The sequence below is a fragment of the Bacteroides sp. 1_1_30 genome, assembly GCF_020982715.1.
Taxonomy (GTDB): domain Bacteria; phylum Bacteroidota; class Bacteroidia; order Bacteroidales; family Bacteroidaceae; genus Bacteroides; species Bacteroides xylanisolvens.
Window position 1 is genome coordinate 22729 of record NZ_JAJKHN010000042.1, and the last position, 23036, is coordinate 45764.

The following is a 23036-nucleotide window of genomic DNA, read 5'->3' on the forward strand; positions in this document are numbered from 1 at the left end:
CTATTTATATTAGTAACAAATGAATACAGATTATAGTTTGGCGTTTTAAGACTTTAGTTTGGCCCGTACTACCTCTATGATTGCAGGTAATATAGAGATGAATATGATGGCAACGATCAGCAGTTTCAAGTTCTCTTGTACAAACGGAAGGTCTCCGAAGAAATAACCGGCGTAGCAGAATATGCCAACCCAAGCCGCACCACCCGCTAAATTATACATCATAAAATAGTAATAGTTCATCTTTCCCATTCCTGCCACGAAGGGAGCAAACGTGCGTACTATCGGGACGAATCTGGCAAGAATAATTGTTTTCCCACCATATTTCTTATAAAACTCGTGTGTCTTCTCCAGATGGCTTTGTTTGAATATCCTGGAATTGGGATTATTAAAAAGCTTTCGACCAAAGAAATGTCCGATCATGTAATTGCAGGAATCGCCTAATACGGCAGCGGCAAATAAAATGATAACGAGTATATGCACACTGATAGGCATGTCAGGTAAGGCAGAAATAGCTCCTGCAACGAAGAGCAGAGAATCACCTGGAAGAAAAGGAGTGACCACTAATCCGGTTTCACAGAAGATTATAAAAAACAAAATGGCATACGTCCAGGCATGATAATCACGCACAATCATAACCATATATTGATCGATATGAAGGATGAAATCCAATAAAAAGTCCATTTTATATACTTTGGTTGTTATGGTAAAAAAAGAATGTTATTGGCTTCCAGACCATAGTGAATACTCTTTTCACTTAAATGGAGGATGCAAACAGAAAGTGAGGCATCAAAGACTGGAATAGTCTTATGCCGGAAAAATATAAAATGGCTAAATGAGTATGTGACCTAATGAATAGATATGATATCTATCAGAATATTTAAAAAGATTGGTATAATATGAAAAACCTGTCCATTGGTTTTGAGGAAGCTGAATCTTCAGAGAGCTTAGTATACGGATAGTGACAGAAGGAATATTGAATCGTAGTATCTTTAAAGGAGAGAGGTGTCGGAAGGAGAATGGATTTAAAACGCCATTATCGTTATTGTAATCTTGTTTTCCGGTGTATTCTTTTGTTTTGACTAGTTTCTGTTCTTTATCCAGCTGTATGATGCTGGTTTTGGAGGTGTATGAATTGGTATAGGTTTGTATGCTGGTACTACCGGCTTCTAACCGGTATGCCTCCTGTGCTTCATCGGAAATCAGATGGAATCCCCAATTCAGAAATACGCCTAATAGTATACAGAATATGTACTTCATCATAACGGCCGCAAAGGTAGAAACTATTTTTATATGAAATACATATTCACAAGCATAATTAACAATTATATCAGTGACTACCGGGAATTATTCTTTGAGGCAACTCATCGTAAATTTCATCGGAGTATAGGTTATCCCGTTGGTACATTGTTTCCCGGCAATCTTGTCGAAACCCAGACTTTGATAAAAAGGAATAGCGTACGTGGATGAATTAACAGTCATTTCATCTACCGGACAATCATTGATAGCGAAACAGAATAACTGTTTGCCGATACCTTTGCATTGGTACTTTTTTCGGATAAAGAATAAAGAAAGATGTTTTCCTTCATTCTTTGTCCCCATGATGCCGACCAGATTCTTATCCTCAAAAGCACCGTAAATCACTAATTCATTCATCAGTTGCTCGTTGGAGATAAAGCTTTTGAATGAATTCAAACCTTCTTCATCGAAGTCTTCCGCTCCACATTGTATATATACCTCCAATGCTAACGATGTAGCCAGGGCGTATTCGGTCTTGTCTAATTTGCGTATCATAGTGATTGCTTTTATCATTAATTTGCCGGGAAAATTACTATTAATTTCCGGATATGGTATTGAAATCAGATTTCTTTTTCTTTTTTTTGTAAAAGCTGTAGGGTATTTCCGGTTTGAGCGCTCTTATTAGTAGAAACGCAATTTATTTACCTTTAAAAAGCATCAGTATGAAAAATGTAGAAAAACACTTGGTTGGATGGCTATCAGTTTGTTTGCTGCTTTGTAGCTATCCTGTGTGGGCGCAAGGAGATGCCGGAGATTATCTTACGATTGTTGGTATGGTGAAAGACAAGCAAAATAAAAAAGCTCTGGAGAACGTAAATGTATCGGTGCATGGTAGCAATATCGGTACTGTGACCAATGCGGAAGGAGAATTTGCTTTGAAGATTAAAAAAACGGAAACCCCGCGTGAACTGGACATTTCACATATCGGTTATGTAAATACTCATATCTCTTTGGAGAAAGAAACAGCCGCTATGTTGACAGTTTGGCTGACGCCTCATTCCAATCTGTTGAATGAAGTGGTGGTATTTGCCGAAAATCCACGTATGATTGTAGAGAAAGCAATCAATAAGATTCCTTTAAATTATAGTGATAAGCGTGATATGCTGACAGGATTTTACCGGGAAACCGTACAGAAAGGGCGTCGATATATCGGTATATCGGAAGCAGTGCTCGATGTGTCTAAAACAGCCTATACCAATAGAAATATAAACTATGACAAAGTGCGGGTGGAGAAGGGACGTCGTCTGCTTAGTCAGAAAGCGAGTGACACATTAGCTGTCAAAGTTGTGGGTGGACCTAATCTGGGCGTCACTTTGGATGTCGTGAAGAACAAGGGAGCGTTACTCGATTTTGAAGAATTGAATAATTACGAATTCTGGATGGCAGAATCCATGCTTATAGATAATCGTATGCAGTATGTTATTAATTTCCGCCCGAAAGTCATTCTTATGTACGCTTTATTATACGGTAAATTGTATATCGATCGTGAACGGTTGTCATTCACCCGCATAGAAATGAGTCTGGATATGCAGAATAAATCGAAGGCAACTACCGCTATTCTGTATAAGAAACCTCTCGGTCTAAGATTCAAACCGCAAGAACTCTCTTACCTGGTCACTTATAAAGATGTAGATGGAAAAACGTATCTGAACTATATTCGTAACACGATCCGTTTTAAATGTGACTGGAAGCGGAAGTTATTTTCCACAAGCTATACGGTAGCTTCCGAAATGGTAGTGACTGATAGAAAAGAAGGAGTATTGGAGAATATACCCAACAAAGAAGCTTTCAGCCTGAATCAAATATTTTATGATAAGGTAGACGAATACTGGAATCCGGATTTTTGGGGAAACTACAATATTATCGAACCTACGGAATCTTTAGAGCACGCAGTGGATAAATTGAAAAAGCAATCGAATTGAAACAGGGATAGTTTTCTTATATTTGAAGTCAATCATAAAGAAAAGCAAGTATGCTGGATGAACTGCTCATACTAAAAAAGATAAAGGAAGGTGACATAAAAGCGTTTGAGGAACTCTTTCGCCGTTACTATTTTCCTCTTTGCTGTTATGCGGCAGGCATTACCGGGCAGATGGCGGTAGCGGAAGAGATTGTAGAAGAGCTTTTCTATGTACTTTGGAAAGAAAGGGTGCGCTTACAGATTTTCCAGTCCGTTAAAAGCTATCTGTACAGGGCGACTCGCAATCAATCTTTGCAGTATTGTGAACACGAAGAAGTTAGGAACAGATATCGTGAAGCAGTATTGAACACTTCCAATCCGGAGCAGTCGACAGATCCTCATCAACAGATGGAGTATGAGGAATTACAGAAATTCATAAATAACACTCTTGAAAAGCTGCCAGTCCGCAGACGACAGATTTTTGAGATGCACCGTTTGGAGGGGCGGAAATATGTGGAGATAGCAACACAGCTTTCTCTTTCAGTAAAAACAGTAGAAGCTGAAATGACAAAAGCCCTCCGGACATTACGAGAAGAAGTTGAAACTTATATTCACATGAAGTGATGAAAACAGAAATTTATAAAATAAAGACAGATCAGGCATGGAACCGATTGTATAATCGCCTGGACAATGACCGTTTACTTGCGAAAGTTGATGAAGGCCGTTCTATACGCAAACATTCACAATGGATCAGATACGGAGCAGTTGCCTCCGTTTTGATAGGCGTCATCTGGGGAGCTTTGTATTGGATGACCGGTTCTGAAAGAGAACCGGCACGGAATTTTCTTACACAGGAAAATCAAGGCATTTCCACTTTGGCAACGACTCTTGAAGACGGTTCTGTGGTACTTTTGGCAAAGGAAACCTCCTTATTATATCCGGAGCACTTTATTGCTGATAAACGGGAAGTGAGTTTGCAGGGAAATGCTTTCTTCGACGTAGCAAAGAAGCAGGGACAACCCTTTTGGATTGATACGGAACAAGCTAAAATTGAAGTTTTGGGAACCGCTTTCAGTGTACAGAGCGATGAACATGCTCCGTTCCGCTTATCTGTACAAAGAGGGATCGTGAAAGTTACTCTAAAAAAAGGAAATCAGGAATGTTATGTAAAAGCGGGAGAGGCAGTAGTGGTGCAATCGCAACGATTAGTCGTTCTCGATGCGGATAAAGAGAATGAAGAGTGGGGGAGCTTTTTTAAACACATACGTTTTAAAGATGAATCTTTGGCGAACATTCTGAAAGTGATGAACCTGAATTCGGATAGTTTGCAGATTCAAGTGGCTTCACCTGCATTGGAGGAACGCAGACTGACGGTTGAATTTTCTGATGAGTTTTCTGAAGTCGTAGCTACTCTGATAGCTAGCGCACTCGGTCTGCAATGTGTCCGGCAAGGTGATATTCTTTTGTTATCAGAATAAAACTCATTTCAACTTGAGAAAATGAAACAGGCTTATCGCTATCTATCCATTCTATTCATACTCTTTTTCGTAGTCGATACGATGAGAGCGGATGGGGGCGATGTATTGGAACGGATAGTTCGGCTTCCAAAGACAAAAGGCACTGTTTATTCATTATTAGGTAATGTCTCCCAACAGTCGGGATATATGTTTATTTATGACAGTAAAGTTATTGATAATGATGCTGTCGTGAAGATAAAGGGAGGAGAACGATCTATTCGCCAAGCGGTGTACGATATAGTGGGAGATACCGGTTTGGAGTTTCAGGTGATTGGTACTCATATTCTGATTACTCTCCCTTCGGAGAAAAAGATTCATATACAACAGGATTCCATTCCGAAGCAGCCTATTAACTTTTCCATTACCGGCACTTTGCTGGATAAGGAGACGGGTGTGCCCATCTCTTCAGCTACTGTTGGAGTGAGGGGGACATCTATCGGCAGCATAACAAATCAGAATGGAGATTTTAAACTGTCCTTACCCGATTCTTTAAAAAACGATTCGATTACCTTTTCTCATATAGGTTATCTTTCACAAGATATAGAGTTTGCTTTGTTGATTGGACGGCACAATATACTTAGTCTCGAACCTAAAGTGGTTCCTTTGCAGGAAGTAGTGATTCGTCGAAGTGAACCAAAGAAACTTTTGCGGGAAATGATTGAACGGAGGGAACAGAACTATTCGCATACTCCCGTGTATCTGACTACCTTTTATCGTGAAGGAGTTCAGTTGAAAAATAAATTTCAAAACTTGTCGGAAGCAGTGTTCAAGGTTTATAAGACATCCTCACATTCAGCAGTGCCAGATCAAGTGAAGCTGTTGAAAATGAGTCGACTAAGCAATGTGGAAGCGAAAGATAGCTTATTGGTAAAAGTAAAGTCGGGAATCCAGGCTTGTATCCAGATGGATATTATAAAAGATATGCCCGAATTCCTGACTCCCAGTATCGAGAATAGCATTTATACCTATACTTCGGAGGGCGTGACATTTTTAGAAGACCGGTTTGTAAATGTGGTGCATTTTGAACAGAAAAAAGGAATCAGTGAACCTCTTTTTTGCGGAGAACTATTCCTTGATTCTGAAACGAGCGCCTTATTGCAAGCCCGTCTGGAAGTTCATCCTGTATATGTGAAAAATGCGGCAGGTATGTTCGTCGAAAGGCGCGCACGCAACGTACGGATGATTCCTCAAAAAGTGGTATATACCATTTCTTATAAACCGTGGCAAGGAACTTATTACATACATCATATCCGGGGCGATCTTCATTTCAAAGTGAAACGTACAAAAATGCTGTTTGGCAGTCGCGATCTTCATATCTGGTTTGAGATGATTACTTGCAAGGTGGAAACCGGACAGGTAGTCGCGTTTCCCCGTACAGAAAGATTGCCTACTCGTACAATCTTCTCCGACACATATTTCAAATACGATGAGAACTTTTGGAAAGACTTCAATGTGATCCCATTGGAAGAAGAAATCAGCAAACTAATAGAAAAAATCTCTTTGAAGATAGAAGAAATAGGTGATTGATTTGTTTTGCCATTCAACGGGATTGCTGTACCTTTGCACCCGGTTTAAAAGATTGTATGTTATGGAATTACCGAAAGATCCGATGATGTTGTTCAGCGTCATCAATATGAAGTTGCGCGATTGCTATTCTTCACTTGACGAACTTTGTGAAGATATGAATGTGAACAAGGATGAATTAGTGAATCAGTTGAAAGCCGCAGGCTTTGAATATAGTGCGGAACACAATAAGTTCTGGTAATCATCTCCTTGTTTACAGCTTATAAATAGAGTATTTCTACTAAAAAAACATAGTGACGCTATCCGGCAAAGATAGTGACGGTATGAGACAATGATGCCGTCACTATCCCAAGCATATAGCGTCACTATAATTTTCTACCTTCATCAAAACGTCATCAGGAATCATGCGTTTATTCCTATCGTATATACCAACAATGATTTCCGTCAGTTCTCCCTCTCTTGTTAATAAAAGCAAAATACCAAATCTCCTATTTAACTTCACCTGCCTTCCGCGTTCTAACTAATAAAGCTCAGAAAAAGAATTGATGATAAACGAGAATAAAATTCGTGAAGCTTGTGCCTCGAATCGCGAACGGGGATTCAAGATGCTGATGGACTCTTTTCAGGTGCCGATATATAATTATATCCGTAGACTGGTTGTATCTCATGAAGATGCGGAAGATGTGCTTCAGGAAGTCTTTATCCGGGTATTCCGGCATATCGATCAGTTTCGCGAAGAAAGTTCATTGTCAACCTGGATTTACCGGATTGCGACGAATGAGAGTTTACGTTTGCTCAACGGACGTAAAGATGAAGGAGTTGTTTCCGCGGAAGATGTTCAGGAAGAGTTGATGGGCAAGTTGAAGGCTTCCGATTACATTGATTATGAGAATGAGTTGGCAGTAAAGTTTCAGGAAGCCATTCTAAGTCTGCCGGAAAAGCAACGGCTGGTATTCAACTTGCGTTATTACGATGAACTTGAATATGAAGAGATCGCCCGTGTACTGGATAGTAAAGTGGATACACTAAAAGTGAATTACCACTATGCGAAAGAGAAGATAAAGGAATATATATTAAACAGATAGAACGATGAAAAAGGATTTTGATTTTGATGATATTGGAAAACGGACACCTTACCGTACCCCCGATGGATTCTTCGAGGACGTGCAACGAAAGGTGATGGAACGTGCCGGAGTGAAGCAACAGCGGAAGTCTCATACGAAGCTGATTATTTCTACGGTGATTACCATAGCAGCCGTATGGGTCGGATTTCTGTTTGTTCCGTCTTTGCGACAGGCAGATGAGGTGACAACATCTTCTTCAAAAGTATTAGCCAATGGTACGGAACCGGTAGATAAATGGATTAAAGAACTATCAGATGAGGAGTTGGAAGAGCTCGTCAGCTTCTCTGAAAATGATATATTTTTGAATTAAGTAACTCAATTAATTATTTTAAACGTGAAGATTATGAAGACTAAATTTATTTATGTAATTTTGGCCGTTCTCCTGATGGGAAGCCAGATGACTTTGTCTGCACAGAATACGGATAACAAACAAAAAAAACAGCGTCCTACACCGGAACAAATGGTGCAGATGCAGACTAAACAAATAGTAAATACGTTGATGTTGGATGATGCAACGGCAGCTAAATTTACTCCGGTATACGAGAAGTATCTGAAAGAATTGCGTGAATGTCGTATGATGACTCATAAGGCGAGAACAGAGAAAACTAAAGCACAAGGCACAGACGCTAATGCTAAGAAAGAACGTCCGTCCATGACTGACGACGAGATTGCAACCATGTTGCGGAACCAGTTTACTCAAAGCCGTAAAATGCTGGATATTCGTGAAAAGTATTACAATGAATTCAGCAAGATACTTTCGCAGAAGCAGATTTTGAAGATTTATCAGCAGGAAAAGATGAATGCTAATAAATTCAGAAAGGAATTTGACCGCAGAAAAGGTCAGAAACCGGGACAGGGACACCACCAGGGACAAAAAACTCGTGCTCCGCGTCAAGCCCAGAAATAAAGATTAGGTTTATTTTATTATAGTTTTATTTTACTAAATCAACACAATTTGAACATAGGCAGCCATATTTATTCTTTTCAGTACCGTTTGATTACTTGTTATGTCTTGTTACTGATTAGTTTGACTGTTTTTGCTCAGTCCGGCAAAGAGCGTTTTTCCGGTCGTGTGATTGATACTGAAACCAATCAGCCGGTACCGTTTGCTACGGTCCGGCTTTTGGCTTTACCGGATAGTACCTTACTGGCGGGTGGGGCAACAGATGCACAAGGCAAATTTCAGTTAGCCGTCGTTATTCCTAAAAGTAAATCCATTCTGTTACATATTTCTTATATCGGATATACCCCTGTTTTTCGGACTATATCAGCTTCAACAGATAACAAAACACCGATTTTAGGCGATATTTCTTTGACTCCGGAGAGCATTTCATTAACAGAAACCGTTGTTGTGGGACAAGCACCGATGGTTGTGACCGAAGGAGATACTACTGTCTTTAATGCTTCGGCCTATCGTACTCCTGAAGGCTCTATGCTGGAAGAATTGGTGAAACAACTTCCCGGCGGCGAAATAGACGAGGATGGCAAACTGTTGATTCATGGAAAGGAAGTGAAAAAGATTCTGGTGGATGGGAAGGAGTTCTTTTCCGACGACCCGAAGGCAGCACTTAAAAATCTCCCTGTAGAGATGGTAGAAAAACTGAAAGCTTACGAACGCCAGTCCGATCTTGCCCGTCTTACTGGTATTGATGATGGTGAAGAGGAAATGATTCTCGACCTGTCGGTCAAGAAAAATATGAAACGGGGTTGGATGGAGAATTTCATGGGCGGATATGGAAGCAAAGATCGTTATGAACTTGCTAATACTTTAAATCGTTTCCGGAGTAACTCTCAATTGACGGTTATCGGGAATCTGAATAATACAAACAATCAGGGCTTTTCGGAGATGCAAGGAGAATCTGCTAGTTCCTCCGGTAATCTTCGCACTCAAAAAGGACTGACCACTTCCCGTTCTTTGGGAGTGAACGTCACTTATGACTGGCAGCGTGTCAAACTCCGGTCGAACATTCAATATGTGGGAACAGACCGGCTGGAGGATAGTCGTACTACAGTTGATAATTATCTTCGTAAAGACAAATCTATTACTGAAAGTACCGGACACAATCGTCAGGGAAATGATAATCTCGTAGCAAATGCTTTTTTAGAATGGAAAATGGACTCCGTTACAACATTGATTTTCCGTCCTCAATATCGTACGGCTGTTAATGACAGAGGTAGTAGTGGCTTCCAGCAAGGGTGGGGCAATGACGTATTGCTGAATGAAAGGAAATCATCCGGAACCACTCATAGCTCTTCTTATAACATGACCATGATGCTTCAGCTTAGCCGGAAACTTAGCCGGATGGGAAGAAACATCGCTTTGAAGGTTGATTATGGAACAAATGCTTCTTCAACCGATAGAACGAATCTTTCTACTACGCATTACTTTAAGAATAACACGAAGAATGTTAAGAATCAAAGGATTGAAGATAAGGTGGACGGTTATAACTACCGACTGCAACTGGTGTACGTGGAACCCTTGCCCTGGCTTCATTTTCTTCAGTTTCGTTACAGTTATCAGCATCGGATTAACAATTCCGACCGGTTTGTTTATAACTGGGATAAGAAGGCGGAAGATTTTGCTCCTGATTATGACGAAGACGCAAGTAACTGTTTTGAGAATCAGTACAGCAATCACCTGTTTAATCTTGCTATCCGCACTTCCCGGAAGAAATACAACTATAATATAGGTGCTGACTTTGAACCCCAAAAGTCTGTCAGCCATTCTCTTTTAGAGAAAAAAGAATCGTTGGAAGAACCATTGGAAAAATCAGTCTTTAATGTTTCTCCTACCGTCAATTTCCGCTATAAGTTCTCCAAGCGTACCCGTTTGCAGATTGTATATCGGGGGAAAAGTCGCCAGCCCAATATACGCGATCTTCAACCGATAACAGACCGCACCAATCCGTTAAATATCAAGGTTGGTAATCCTTCATTGAAACCTTCCTATACGAATACGTTTACGCTGAACTTCAATTCATATAATGCCAAGCATCAACGGAATATGGTTGCTGCTGTTTTGGCAGAGAACACCATTAATAGTGTTACCAATCAGGTGACTTATGACAGTGAATCCGGCGTGCGGACCACCACTCCCCTTAATATGAACGGAAACTGGCGTATTATGGGTTCTTTTTCTCTTAATACTCCTTTCAAGAACCGGAATTGGAGGTTCCGTACTTATTCATATTTGCAATACAGAAATCAGAACGGCTATAGCACAATAAACAAAGAAGCTCCTGTGAAAAGCACTGTGAAACATTTGACAGCCCGCCAACGCTTGCAATTAACTTACCGGACAAAAAAAATGGAAATCAGTGCCCGTGCGGAGTTACTTTATAATAATTCCCATAATAATGTAAAAGAGACACGTACGGAGACTTATGATTATCGTTTCGGAACAGAAATACAGTATTATTTTCCGTGGAACATAGAACTGTTCAGTGATCTTACGTATTTTCAACGTTCCGGTTATGGTTATAGTGGCTATGCTCGCGAAAACCTGATGTGGAACTGTCAGTTGTCGAAAGCTTTCCTAAAGCGGAAACAAATCCTTCTCCGCTTCAAAATATACGATATTCTTCGTCAGGACGTTTCAATGATACGCACAATTACTGCTACTGCCATTCGCGACACAGATTATAATGCACTAGGTTCATACTTTATGGTACACGCTATACTTCGTCTGAATATGATGGGGCACTGATTTCATCTTCTACAAATGAACTCGGAGTACAACCATAGTATTTCTTGAATGCTGTACTGAAATATTTAGCATTCGGATAACCTGTCAGATAAGCAATCTCTCCAATACTATATTTGTGTTCACGCAAAAGCGTGGCAGCACGTTTCATCTTAATATCACGGATAAACTCCTGTGGATTTTGTCCTGTCAGAGACTTTATTTTTTTGAAAAATACAGACCGGCTCATAGCCATCTCTATGGCTAGTGTATCAATAGAAAAGTCTTCATTCATCATCTTTTCTTCAATGTATTCCACTACCTGTTCCATAAATTGCTTATCCAGTTCGTTTACAAGCAACGACTCATCATTGAAAGCAGACTTGTCGATATATTTCTTTCTGTACAAGCTACGGTTATTGATTATAGAAGCAATTTTACTTTTCAATACCGCAGGATCGAACGGTTTTGTGATATAATCGTCGGCTCCTGCATTCAGCCCCTTGATGATGTCTTCGCGTTCGGCGAGTGACGTCAATAGAATCAATGGGATATGGCAGGTTTCAATATTCGATTTAAGTTGTTTGCAGAGTTCAGTTCCCGAAAGAAGTGGCATCATTACGTCCGAGATGATAAAATCGGGATTTTCCTTACGTACAACTTCCAAAGCCGCTTGTCCGTCTGCACTTTCTACAATAGAATAATCCTGTTTCAGATAACGGGCGAGGTATTCCCGTAATTCTTCGTTGTCTTCTACCAGCAAGATCTTGATTTTCCCCGCTTCATCTGGTTGTTTCTCTTGTTGTACTTCCTTTTTCGGGTGAAAGTCTTTCTGTATAAGTTCTGTTTTGTTGTAGTCACTCTGTGATACAGGAAGCTGGATACGGAAAGTCGTTCCGACTCCTTCCGTACTGGAAAAGTCGATACTGCCTTTATGCAATAACGTCATTTTCTTGGTAAGCAAGAGCCCGATGCCACTGCCGGTTTCTTTGGAGTTGGCAGCGTTCTCGGCACGGTAGAAACGATTGAACAATTTCTTTTGCGCCTGGGTAGATATACCTATTCCGTCATCTACTACTTCAAGTACTAATTTCTCATCAGTGAGTGAGCATTTCACCCATACATTCCCGTGCTGGCACGTATATTTGATTGAGTTAGAAATCAGGTTATCCAAAATAAGAGATACTTTCCGGCGATCGATAAAAATAGGATGTTCTCCTTCAGGGGAGATTTGCGTGTGCAGGCTGATTCCTTTTTCACGTGCAAGCGGTTCGAAGTTGCCTACCGCGCTGCCGATGAAAGCGGACATTTCTGTTTCTTCCACTTGCAGCGTCATCGCTTCGCGTTCTATCTTCTGGAAATCCAACAGTTGAGTTACCATATTCAATAGCTTCTCCGTGTTGCGTTGTGCTAGGGTAAGAGCGGAGTGTCCGTTATCTGTCAAAGGCTCATTCTCAATTTCATTCAAAGGAGCCTTAATGAGTGTTAACGGTGTGCGTATATCATGAGCTATATTGATAAAGAAACGAATCTTTTGATCTGAATCCCGCGCATCCATACGATCTTTATATGCTTTAATCAGGAAATAGACTAATAGTGCGGTAAGTAAAAGATATAACACCCATGCAAACGGGGTATTCCACCACGGATGAGCAATAGTGATGTGAATACTTCTCTCTTGATAATTCTTTTCATCGCCTCCGCTAAATACTTTGACACGGAACGTATAATTGCCCGGGGGGATATTCGTATATACGGCATGATGATGGTCGGTTGGTAAACTCCATGCATGGTCGAAGCCTTCCAAATACCAACTATATAGATTCTTGGATACATTCAAGTATCCTAAATTCAGGAAGCGGAAAGAAAAGGAATGTTGTCCGTGAGTCAGGGCAATCTGTTCGGTGCGGTCAATCACAGTATGCAGGGGAGAATCTTTTGTATCGGGGCGAACCGGCACATTGAACAGGGCGAATTCTTCAAAACGGAGATTGAAAGAAGTCTCATCCTTTTGGGCAAATTCATCAGGGTTCAGTTCAAAAGCTCCTTCGGGAGTTCCCCATACAATATGGTTATTGCGGAACTGTGAAAAGGAACGGAAGTTGAGGATATTGTCGGGCAGTCCGTCCGCTTCATAAAACACATCGATCCGTCCATGTTTGGGATGCAGGCAGTTCAAACCGTTTTCGGTGCTGACCCAGATACGTCCTTGTCCATCATATTGTATTCCACAAATATTGTTGGAAGAAAGACCGTCCGCTTGTGTGTATTGTTTGGTTGTTCCGTCAGTCAACTGATAACAGAGTACTCCTTTTCCTTCTGTTCCAATCCAAAGTTGCTGTGGGGTGGAAGGGGGAATACAGAGGCTTTGAGTAATAAATTGCATACTCTTCTCTTTTTCTCCGACGGGCAGGTAATCACCTTTCTCTGTTTGGATATTGAAGATAATCACTCCTTTGGTAGAAGCAACGAATAGTGTATCTTTTCCGTAAGTAAGAAGTTGGTTAATACCTTTGATGGGATAATAATCCACCTTGTGAGTGGTAGGATTATATCTCATCAGTTCGTTGATGATTCCACCTAACCAAATGTTGCCTTCCTGATCCTGCGTAATGGCATAAATATAATTCTTGGTTGGTTTGCTTCCTTCCTTTTTGGGAAGATCGATGATGTGAATCCGGTCGTTACGGTCGATATTGATTACGTCACTGGCATAGCCTCCTGCCCATACGTTCCCTTCTTTATCCTGACAAAGTGAGAGAATGACGGCATTATCTTTCTGGTCATTCTGAAAAAAATGACGCCATTGACCATCTGTTTGATCATATCGGCTGATACCTTGGTTGGTTCCTATCCATAAGCGGTTGCGGTCGTCCTCCAGTAAACAGTTCACATGATTGTTGGCTAGCGATTGGGAGTTATTTTCTATGTGGTGATAAGTGGTGCTTACCAGTCGGTTTTTATTGTACACAAATACTCCGGCTGTATGTGTGCATACCCAGATAGAGTTTTTATTATCTAAGATATGATAGATCGTATTTGCCTTCAGGTACTTGTATCCGGTGGCATTGTGAGAATATTCTGTTTCACGTTCCCCGGTAAATCTGTTGTATTCATAAATTCCAGCCCCGTCTACTCCTGCCCAGATACGGTCTGTTCCTACGGAGGTGATGCTTCGTACCGGAACAGCTTGGTGAACAGCCTTGTCTGCAATCAGTTCTTTCTGTGGTTTGTTATAGATATAAATGCCGTGAGAAAAAGTACCAATCCATAGATGATGAGTCAATGAGTCGTGATACAATGATTGTATCCGTTTATCGTTGAGTGCGGAAAGATATTTCTCCCTTCTGGGTAGATAACTTTCATCCTCCTGTTCGACAAGGTGGAAAACCCCTTTGGATGTTCCTGCCCAACCATGTTTTTCTTTTTCGAAAAGCAGGCAGTGAACAGCCACTTTCTGTTTGATGGATTGCAAGGTGGAATCGTTTGTATTGAATCTGTATAAATGTTCAGTAGTACCAATCCATAAATGTCCTGTCGGGTCGAAGGTAATTGCATTAATAGCTTCACGTTGCGTGAGATTGACATTGTTCACTTGGTGAAAAGAGTCCGTTTCATAGGAGAACTTATAGATATTTGCTTCACTAAAAGCATAAATTTCTTTTTGATCGTTGATTAGGATGCCTCTGGGATGCTCTGTTACCTCATTCTCAGCAGATATTGATAAAGTATAATGCACAAAAAACTCTCCATTGTATCTGTCAATCCCAGACCGGGTGGCAAACCATATATACCCGTTATCATCCAAAATTGATTCTTGCACACGACGGTTGCTCAAACCGTTGTCTGTCGATATTTCTTTAAACGGCAGTGCGTTGATTGTATCCGGCATTAATATGAGTGCCAAAAACAGTAGTAGTAGCGTCTGTCTCATGGTTTCAAAATTGGTTTTTGTAGTCATCACTTTCAGACAAAGATAGCGAATTTAAGCATAGTAGGAATACCTCCTGTATAGATAAACCGGAAATGAAACCTATTTTATCGGATATGAAACCTTCCAGTTTGTCCAAATGCCTATCTTTGCCTTACACTTTTCATTTAATACTATTTAATAACAGTAGCACATGGATACTAATTATAAGATGATTTCCAGTTTGTTATTAGCAGGAGTATCTACCTGTGGAATTGCCCGGCAACCCATGCAAAACCCGATGGAGCCGGTGAAGGAAAGGCCCAATATTCTTGTCATTGTTTGTGAGGATATCAGTCCGTACCTGGGATGTTATGGAGATAAAGTTGCAGTAACCCCTAATCTCGATTCTTTTGCGGCTCAAGCTATCTTGCATACTGATATGTATACATGCGTGGGAGTATCTTCTCCCAGCCGTTATTCATTAATAACCGGACGGTATGCTTCAGCTGATGGGGCTAATTATATGCGTTCCAATTATTTTAATAAAGAGTTTGGAGTTGTTCCGCCTGCAGGAGTAAAATGTTATACCGAATTTTTGCGGCAACAAGGATATTATTGTACGAACAATGCAAAAACCGATTATCAGTTCACTTCACCTGTTTCTGCCTGGGATGAGCAAGGAGGAAAGGCACATTGGAAGAAGGCGCCTGCCGACCGACCATTCTTTTCTATCTTTAATTTGAATGTCACACATGAGTCTTTTATATGGAAAAATACAGATTTGCCTTTGGTGGTTTCACCGGAGGATATTGTTTTGCCTCCCTATTACCCTGACACTAAAATAGTGCGTCATGATCATGCCGTTCTTTACTCTAATATAAAAAAGATGGATGAACAATTCCGAAGACTCTTGGAGGAACTGGAGGCAAGCGAGCGTGCAAAAAATACCATTGTCTTATTCTATTCGGACAATGGAGGTCCTCTGCCGCGTGCTAAACGTGAGATTATGGATTCGGGGACTCATGTTCCTTTTATGATTCGTTTCCCGGACAGAAGAGGGGCAGGTACACAGAATACATCTCTGAATATGTTCGTAGATATTCCTCCGACGATATTATCACTTGCAGGAATAGTTCCTCCGTCCTATATGCATGGACAAGCGATGTATGGCCCCTATAAAGCGACTGAAAAAAGAAAATATGTGTTTGGTGCAACCGATCGCTTTGATGAACAGATAGAAAAACGTGCGTCCATTCGTTCGGAACGTTATCTTTATATACGGAATTATATGTCTCAACAGTCGGTTTACCGTCCTGTGAAGTTCCGTTTGGATATGCCGATGATGCAGGAGATGTTACGGCTCCATGAGGAGGGAAAATTAGATACTGTTCAAGAACGTTGGTTCATGTCACCGGCTTTTGAAGAAGAATTATATGATTGTACCGCAGATCCGCATCAGATTCATAATCTGTGTAATGATGCTGGTTATCAAAAGGTATTGAAACAGATGCGCGCTGCCTATCAGAAAGAATGGATAAAGCCGTTCAATATTGATTGGGAGCAGAGAACGGAAGAATATTTCGTGAATAAAATGTGGCCGGAAGGAACGAAACCTTGTTGTGAACGCCCTCATTTGAGAACAGAAAATGGGAAAGTATATGTAGAGAATGATTTGAGTATTTATTCAGCTATTTACCGGATAAAGAATAAAGAAGGTAACTGGCATCTGTATACAAGTCCGGTTTCTCTGAAAGCAGGAGAATGCATTGTCTTGAAGCTGGAACGGATTGGTTATAAGGACTCCGAACCGGTAGAATTCCAATTTATGTAAAGTGAAATAATGATGTGTTAATTTTAAAATAAGTATATGATGAAGAATCTAATACCCTATTCAGTTGCAGTTTCCGCTTTGGCAAGTACTTGTCTGCCTCTTGTAATGAATGCACAAACTGTTATTGATGAAACGCAACTGTCCCGGAAAAATGTATTGTTCATAGCTGTAGATGATCTTAAGCCTTTGCTTGGTTGTTATGGTGATCCCGTGGCACAGACTCCTCATATAGACCGTTTGTCCACAAGAGGAACCGTTTTTATGTCAGCTTATTGTCAGCAGGCCGTGTCGGCAGCAACACGTGCCAGTCTGTTGACAGGAATGTGTCCGGATCGTACCCGTGTGTGGGATCTTAAAACATTGATTCGCTCGCAGAATCCGGATGTTGTCACCCTGCCGCAGTACTTTAAGGAGAACGGGTATAGAGTAGCAGGTATCGGAAAAATCTACGATCCCCGTTCGGTCGATAAACAACAGGATGCCCGTTCCTGGTCGGAAGAATATATGGAACATGCCCAGTTTATAAATGCCGGATTCGAACAACCTGTAATGGCGCAATACCAAAGTCCGGAAATACGTGGACTTTATAATAAATACCATAAAGAAGCGCAGGCGAAAGGTATGGATAAGAAAAATCAAATAGAGAAATACATTCAGAAATATGTGAAACCTACCACAGAGTGTACGGATGTTCCCGACAATGCCTATAATGACGGAGCTATTGCCGACGGAGCCGTTCGTTTTCTGACCAATTGTCATTCGGATAAACCTTTCTTTCTGGCGGTAGGATTCAAAAAGCCTCACTTGCCTTTCTGTGCTCCCAAAAAGTATTGGGATTTATATCATCGTGAAACGATGCCTTTGGCTACCTACCGGAAGAAAGCGGTGGGGAGTCCGGAGTTTGCCTATCATAAATGTGGTGAACTGCAATTGTACACCGATATTCCCTCTCTTATTTCTTTTTCGGATATTGAAAATGTGAAGATTCCCGACGAGAAAGCTCGTGAACTGGTGCATGGTTATTATGCCTGCATTTCTTATATTGATGCTCAAATAGGTAAGATAGTGGAAGCTCTTGAAAAGAGCGGTTGCCTGAATAATACGATTATTGTATTGTGGGGAGATCATGGCTGGCATTTGGGAGATCATGGATTGTGGAATAAACACACCAATTTCGAACAGGCTACTCATGTTCCATTTTTATTGATAGATCCTTCATCTCCTGCACAAAAAGTAACGACTCCGGTAGAGTTTCTTTCCATTTATCCTACCTTGTGCGACTTGGCGGGACTGAAAAAGCCCTTGAATTTGGACGGAGAAAGTTTAGTAGAGGTCGTGAAAGGCAAGAAAGATGTCGTAAACATTAAACCTTATGCAGTGAGCCAATATCCAAGAGTAGGTAAGATGGGATATTCACTGCGAGACGGCCGTTACCGTTATACAGTCTGGCTAAACTGGAAAGATAAGAAAACAGATACGACAAAGATACTTGCGGAAGAACTTTATGATTATGCTAAAGACCCGGATGAAACTGTTAATGTTGCAGCAAATAGTGATTATGCAGACGCATTGCAGCAAATGAAGAGGTTTTGGGAAGAATATAAAAAGACTCGAATTGTTAGAAATGAAAAATAATCGGAAACCATTAATTGACTACAAATAACTTATGAAACTAACTCTGAAACTCGTAGCGGCAAGCACTGTGATACCTTTTGCGTGCGTGCAGGCTCAAAATACAATGCAGCATCCTAATGTCTTAATGCTTGTGGTGGATGATTGGGGGGCTCACGACCTTTCTCTTACCGGTTCTAAACTATATGAAACAAAGAATATAGATCACCTGGCACAGGAATCCACCAACTTCTCGCAGGCATACGTGGCCTATCCACGAAGTGTACCGTCACGCTATTCGCTCATAACCGGTCGGCATTGTGCCCGTCCGCAGACAGGAGCCAAAACCGATGACCGTAAAGTAGATGCTGACAGCTATTGTATAGCTATGCCTTTTAAGGAAGCCGGATATAACACTTGTATTATAGGCAAATGGCATCTAAGCGACGGTAAAACGATGCCCGAAGACAAAGGTTTTGATTTAAATATCGGTGCAGGAAAAGCCGGTTCTACAGGAACGTATTTTGCTCCTTTCAACAAACCGGGAACTTCCAACCCGGATAAACTGATTTACGGTATGGAAGATGCTCAACCGGGTGAATACCTAACGGATTATATGACCCGTAAAATGGTGGATTATCTCAAAACACCACGTTCGCAGCCATTCTTCGCAATATGTAGTTTTTATGCCGTTCATACCCCTTTGGAGGCAAAGCAGGAGATGATAAACCGCTATGAAACGAAGATTGAGAAATTGGAATTGGGAGAAGATCCTATGAAAAAGGAAGAAGCGGGTGACTGCAAGACCCAGCAGGATCATCCTGTCTATGCAGCAATGATTGAATCTGTAGACGAGGGAATAGGAAAGATGATCGAAGCGTTGAAAACCACCGGACAGTATGACCATACAATCATCGTACTCATTTCCGACCACGGCGGACTATCAAACCGGGGAAACAAACGTGAATTGGCTACTACCAATGCGCCTCTGAAGGCTGGTAAAGGGCATCTTTACGAAGGAGGCTTACGTGTCCCAATGCTTGTTCATCTTCCGGGACAGAAGGAAAACAAAACATGTGACTTGCCCGTAATGAGCTTCGATTTACTTCCCACGCTGGCCGATCTTTGCAATGCGCCCGTAGACGGGAAAGCCGAACTTGACGGAATGAGTTTAAAACCAGCCTTGACTGGAAAGAATCCACCTGCATTGGCTGCCCGTGACCTTTTTTGGCATAAAGCTTCGCAGCGTCCCACTTCAACAGGTGATTATGTTTCGACTGCTATCCGTAGCGGCCGATATAAACTACTCGACTTCTATCAGCAGAACCGCATTGAGCTTTATGACTTGCAATCTGATCCCGGAGAAAACCATAACCTGGCCATCGAGCAACCGGAAATCACCCGTCAGTTGATGCAAAAGCTGAATGACTGGCGGAAAGAAATGAATGTAAAAATGGCCGACCCTAAGACAATGAACCATAATGATAATAAACTGAATCCTGGAGATAATGCGAATGGAGATAAGAAATACGGAAAGAAAAAACAAACTCTGAAATAATAAATGCCTTATGAAACTATTAACAAAAATAACTCTCGGAGCTTTTGCGCTCCCGGCAATGCAGGTTGTAGCACAAACAACCAAGCCCAATATCATTCTGATAATGACCGATCAGCAATCTTATAATGCCATTAGTGCACACGCTGACATGTATGGCGGTTCCTATTTTTCCACTCCTAATATAGACCGCCTGGCCAAAGAAGGGCTTTCGTTTACTCGTACTTATTGTGCTAATCCTGTATCCGTCCCCTCACGTTTTGCTCTTTTCACCGGAATGTTCGGCGGACAATATGGTATTCGTGAGAATCAGTGTGCGGAGGCCGACGAAACCGAAGTCCGTGCGATGCTTGCTCAAAATGGAATGGGAGCAGTATTCAATCGTGGCGGATATGAAACCTATTACGGTGGAAAAGTACATTTGCCTTTCTCCGCCAAAGAGGGCAAGTCTAAATTTGCTGCTCCGGCAGGGTATGGTTTTGAAACTTACTTTACCGATGACGAACGTGACGGCTTGGGAGTGGCTGCCGGCAAACTGATTGAAGAAAAGGCGACACAACCACAAACAGCCGGAAGTAAACCGTTCCTGCTGGTTGCCTCTTTTCTTAATCCTCATGATATCTGCCTGGAATCATCGACCAATCTTTCTTCCGAAATAATCGGTAAAAAAGAAGGTAAGAAAAGCCTGATAACCCAATGTGTCCGTCAGATGCGTGCCCGTGCTGCCGCAATCGATTCGGTAGAGTTTTACCGTGAACATGCTCCCGCACTTCCTTTTAATTTTGCAAAGACTGACGGTTTTCCTGATATGAAGAAAAGTCCTTATAAAGACTTCCCTGATTGGTATTGGCGCAAATATCGCTGGACTTATGGGCAATTGGTTGCTTTAGTGGATAGCCATATCGGTCATATTTTGGATGCTCTCGATCGGCATCCGGAATTGAAACGCAATACGATCATTGTTTTCACCTCCGATCATGGAGAAATGCAAGGTGCCCACCACACTGTAACCAAGAATCTACCTTATGACGAATGTCAACGGGTACCATTCATCTTCTGTGGCCGTGGAATAGCACATGGTGAACGTGACAATTCACTGGTATGTAACGGAACCGACTTGCTTCCTACCATTTGCCAGTTGGCTGGCATACCTCTTCCCGCTAAAACCGACGGTCTTTCATTGGCCGATCGTGTGTTGGGGCGTGGCAAAGCTCCCCAGCGCAAAGCTTTATATACAGAAGGAGACGGATTCCTGAATGTCATTAGCGGTACAAACAAATATACCCTGTTTGACGGCAAAAACAGCGGGGAAATGTACATTGATGTAAAGTCGGATAATGGTGAACTAAAAAATATCATCTCCGGCAATGAAGCAAAAGCGCAAACGCTGAAAAGTTTTATCCCGCTTGAAAAACTAAAACCACTTTCAGCGAAAGTAAAGAAGGAGAAAGTAGAAAAAAACGAGAAAAGGACTGAAAAGCAAACCGGCAAAGTACAACGGAAAGGCCATTGATGCGGGCGTATCATGGAGATACGGTCAGATCAGTTCTGTTTCATTAATAACAAACTTCCTTTCCATTACTGGTAAACTTCTATTTGATTAATAGATAACTTGCTTTTGCTTACTGATAAACTATAAACGCAACTTTTGTTTTTATAAATGAAGCTTGCAATTATAAAAACAAAGCTTGCATTTTTATAAACGCAAGTTGTGTTTATAGATTACAATTAGAGAAAAGGAACTTTGCAACAGGTAGGCAACAAGTTTATACTAAGGAGCGAACAACTTATCTATTAATAGATTAGATGAAGAATAAGATAGAATGACCGGATATCAAACCTTATAAAACGGAAAAATAACCTCTTGATACGCTGATAGGCTTACTTTTGCCCTATCATTTTTAATGTAATGCTTATGAAAAAACTAATTCCTGTAATTTATTTGTTGTGCATCCATTGGATCTCTTGTGCACAGGAGATTCCTCAAAAAGTCCCTATTCCGGAAAGTGAATTGATGAGGCTTCCCATCAAAGAAATCGTTACCAATTATTATAATGGTAATTTCTATATCGGAACCGCCAATCATGGAAAACTGATAGATGAACTTTCCGGCCGGATAGCCGCCCGTGAGTTTGACTATATGACTCCGGCGAATGACTTTAAGCAGAGTTATATTCATCCTACTTATGATTCCTGGCGGTGGGAATTGCCGGATAACTGGATTACCTATGCCAAAGATAAAAAAATACGGCTTCGTCTACATAGCCCTATCAGTCCGCAATGCTCGAAGTGGGTGAAGGAAGACAATCGTACTCCGGAAGAACTGACCCGTATGTTGGAAGAATACATGACACAACTATGTATCCGATATGCTAACCAACCGAATGTACAATGGATAGATGTAGTGAATGAAACGATTGCGAAAGAAAACGTGAAAGATCCGGTATTCGGCGATCAAAAACGGGGAGAATGGTTTGGCGCCCGCCAAGGAACATCCCTTTGGGAGAATCCCTGGACAATTATCGGTTTCGATGCAGAAAGTGAAATCCGTACTCCTCTTTATATTAATAAGGCATTCGAGATAGCCACTCAATATGCGCCTTCAGGGGTGAAACTAATCATTAACCAACACGGAAACTTTGAAGAAGTAGTGTGGGAGCGTATGAAAAAGCTAGTCAGTTATCTTCGCGAGAAAGGCTACCGGGTGGACGGACTGGGTTGGCAGGCACATATTGATACCGGCTGGGAGAAAATACCCGGCAATGTGGAACGACTGGACAAATTTATTTCCTGGTGTCATCAACATTCGCTGGAGTTTCATATTACAGAAATGAACGTATGGATTAAAGACGGTGATACAACACGTGAAACCGAACAGGCAGAAACGTATGGAAAAGTGACATCTACCTTGCTGAAACACGTACATGAAGGAGTAGTCGGTATCAGCTTTTGGAATGTACGTGATGAAGATACACCCAATGAAAAATGGATGGGCTGCCTATGGGATAATGCAGGACGAGCCCGTCCCGGATACGAGCGTATCAAACAAGAACTTATAAATCATATCACACAATAAATCTGAA

At 41.3% G+C, this 23036-nt stretch carries 18 protein-coding genes; 14 read left to right on the forward strand and 4 right to left on the reverse strand.

Annotated features, from left to right (window positions below):
- Positions 1-45: 45 nt before the first annotated feature.
- The 3 genes from LPH68_RS13765 to LPH68_RS13775 form a co-directional block, all read right to left on the reverse strand.
- Positions 46-681, reverse strand: coding sequence for a DedA family protein (locus LPH68_RS13765; protein WP_151923225.1), 636 nt, complete (start codon positions 679-681; stop codon positions 46-48).
- Positions 682-828: 147 nt separating this feature from the next.
- A complete protein-coding gene (locus LPH68_RS13770; protein ID WP_074635570.1) occupies positions 829-1260 on the reverse strand; it encodes a hypothetical protein in 432 nt (143 codons plus the stop codon).
- A gap of 84 nt (positions 1261-1344) precedes the next feature.
- Positions 1345-1791, reverse strand: a complete 447-nt coding sequence (locus LPH68_RS13775) for a GNAT family N-acetyltransferase (RefSeq protein ID WP_151923226.1) — start codon at positions 1789-1791, stop codon at positions 1345-1347.
- A 167-nt stretch (positions 1792-1958) separates the two neighbouring features.
- Between LPH68_RS13775 and LPH68_RS13780 the strand changes: the two genes are divergently transcribed.
- From LPH68_RS13780 to LPH68_RS13820, 9 genes are all read left to right on the forward strand, one after another.
- Positions 1959-3218 (forward strand): carboxypeptidase-like regulatory domain-containing protein, encoded by a 1260-nt coding sequence (locus tag LPH68_RS13780; RefSeq protein ID WP_087318559.1) that lies wholly within the window; start codon positions 1959-1961, stop codon positions 3216-3218.
- A gap of 50 nt (positions 3219-3268) precedes the next feature.
- Positions 3269-3820, forward strand: coding sequence for an RNA polymerase sigma-70 factor (locus LPH68_RS13785; RefSeq protein ID WP_008021410.1), 552 nt, complete (start codon positions 3269-3271; stop codon positions 3818-3820).
- Positions 3820-4674: a FecR family protein gene (locus LPH68_RS13790; RefSeq protein WP_120144199.1), complete on the forward strand. Its 855-nt coding sequence runs from the start codon at positions 3820-3822 to the stop codon at positions 4672-4674. The genes LPH68_RS13785 and LPH68_RS13790 overlap by 1 nt, the downstream gene beginning before the upstream one ends.
- A gap of 21 nt (positions 4675-4695) precedes the next feature.
- Positions 4696-6240 (forward strand): carboxypeptidase-like regulatory domain-containing protein, encoded by a 1545-nt coding sequence (locus tag LPH68_RS13795; protein WP_120144197.1) that lies wholly within the window; start codon positions 4696-4698, stop codon positions 6238-6240.
- Positions 6241-6301: 61 nt separating this feature from the next.
- The gene (locus LPH68_RS13800; RefSeq protein ID WP_004316890.1) at positions 6302-6478 is read left to right on the forward strand and encodes a DUF4250 domain-containing protein; all 177 of its coding nucleotides are present in this window, start codon (positions 6302-6304) and stop codon (positions 6476-6478) included.
- A gap of 304 nt (positions 6479-6782) precedes the next feature.
- Positions 6783-7322, forward strand: coding sequence for an RNA polymerase sigma factor (locus tag LPH68_RS13805; RefSeq protein ID WP_004302175.1), 540 nt, complete (start codon positions 6783-6785; stop codon positions 7320-7322).
- A gap of 4 nt (positions 7323-7326) precedes the next feature.
- Positions 7327-7671, forward strand: a complete 345-nt coding sequence (locus tag LPH68_RS13810; RefSeq protein WP_004316888.1) for a hypothetical protein — start codon at positions 7327-7329, stop codon at positions 7669-7671.
- 33 nt (positions 7672-7704) lie between these two features.
- Entirely contained in the window at positions 7705-8268 is a 564-nt protein-coding gene (locus LPH68_RS13815; protein ID WP_049703159.1) for a hypothetical protein, read from the forward strand.
- Positions 8269-8316: 48 nt separating this feature from the next.
- Positions 8317-11067 (forward strand): TonB-dependent receptor, encoded by a 2751-nt coding sequence (locus LPH68_RS13820; RefSeq protein ID WP_151923228.1) that lies wholly within the window; start codon positions 8317-8319, stop codon positions 11065-11067.
- On the opposite strand, the gene LPH68_RS13825 is transcribed toward LPH68_RS13820, so the two are convergent.
- Positions 11036-14977, reverse strand: a complete 3942-nt coding sequence (locus LPH68_RS13825) for a two-component regulator propeller domain-containing protein (protein WP_151936494.1) — start codon at positions 14975-14977, stop codon at positions 11036-11038. The two genes, LPH68_RS13820 and LPH68_RS13825, sit on opposite strands and share 32 nt — an antisense overlap.
- A 190-nt stretch (positions 14978-15167) precedes the next feature.
- On the opposite strand from LPH68_RS13825, the gene LPH68_RS13830 reads away from it, so the two are divergent.
- From LPH68_RS13830 to LPH68_RS13850, 5 genes are all read left to right on the forward strand, one after another.
- The gene (locus tag LPH68_RS13830; RefSeq protein WP_225450365.1) at positions 15168-16787 is read left to right on the forward strand and encodes a sulfatase; all 1620 of its coding nucleotides are present in this window, start codon (positions 15168-15170) and stop codon (positions 16785-16787) included.
- Positions 16788-16823: 36 nt separating this feature from the next.
- Entirely contained in the window at positions 16824-18422 is a 1599-nt protein-coding gene (locus tag LPH68_RS13835) for a sulfatase (RefSeq protein WP_134985111.1), read from the forward strand.
- 31 nt (positions 18423-18453) lie between these two features.
- On the forward strand, positions 18454-19956 hold the full coding sequence (locus LPH68_RS13840; RefSeq protein WP_151936493.1) for a sulfatase: 1503 nt from the start codon (positions 18454-18456) through the stop codon (positions 19954-19956).
- Positions 19957-19966: 10 nt separating this feature from the next.
- Entirely contained in the window at positions 19967-21466 is a 1500-nt protein-coding gene (locus LPH68_RS13845; protein ID WP_134985110.1) for a sulfatase, read from the forward strand.
- Positions 21467-21868: 402 nt separating this feature from the next.
- A complete protein-coding gene (locus LPH68_RS13850) occupies positions 21869-23029 on the forward strand; it encodes an endo-1,4-beta-xylanase (RefSeq protein WP_192918773.1) in 1161 nt (386 codons plus the stop codon).
- Positions 23030-23036: the final 7 nt, after the last annotated feature.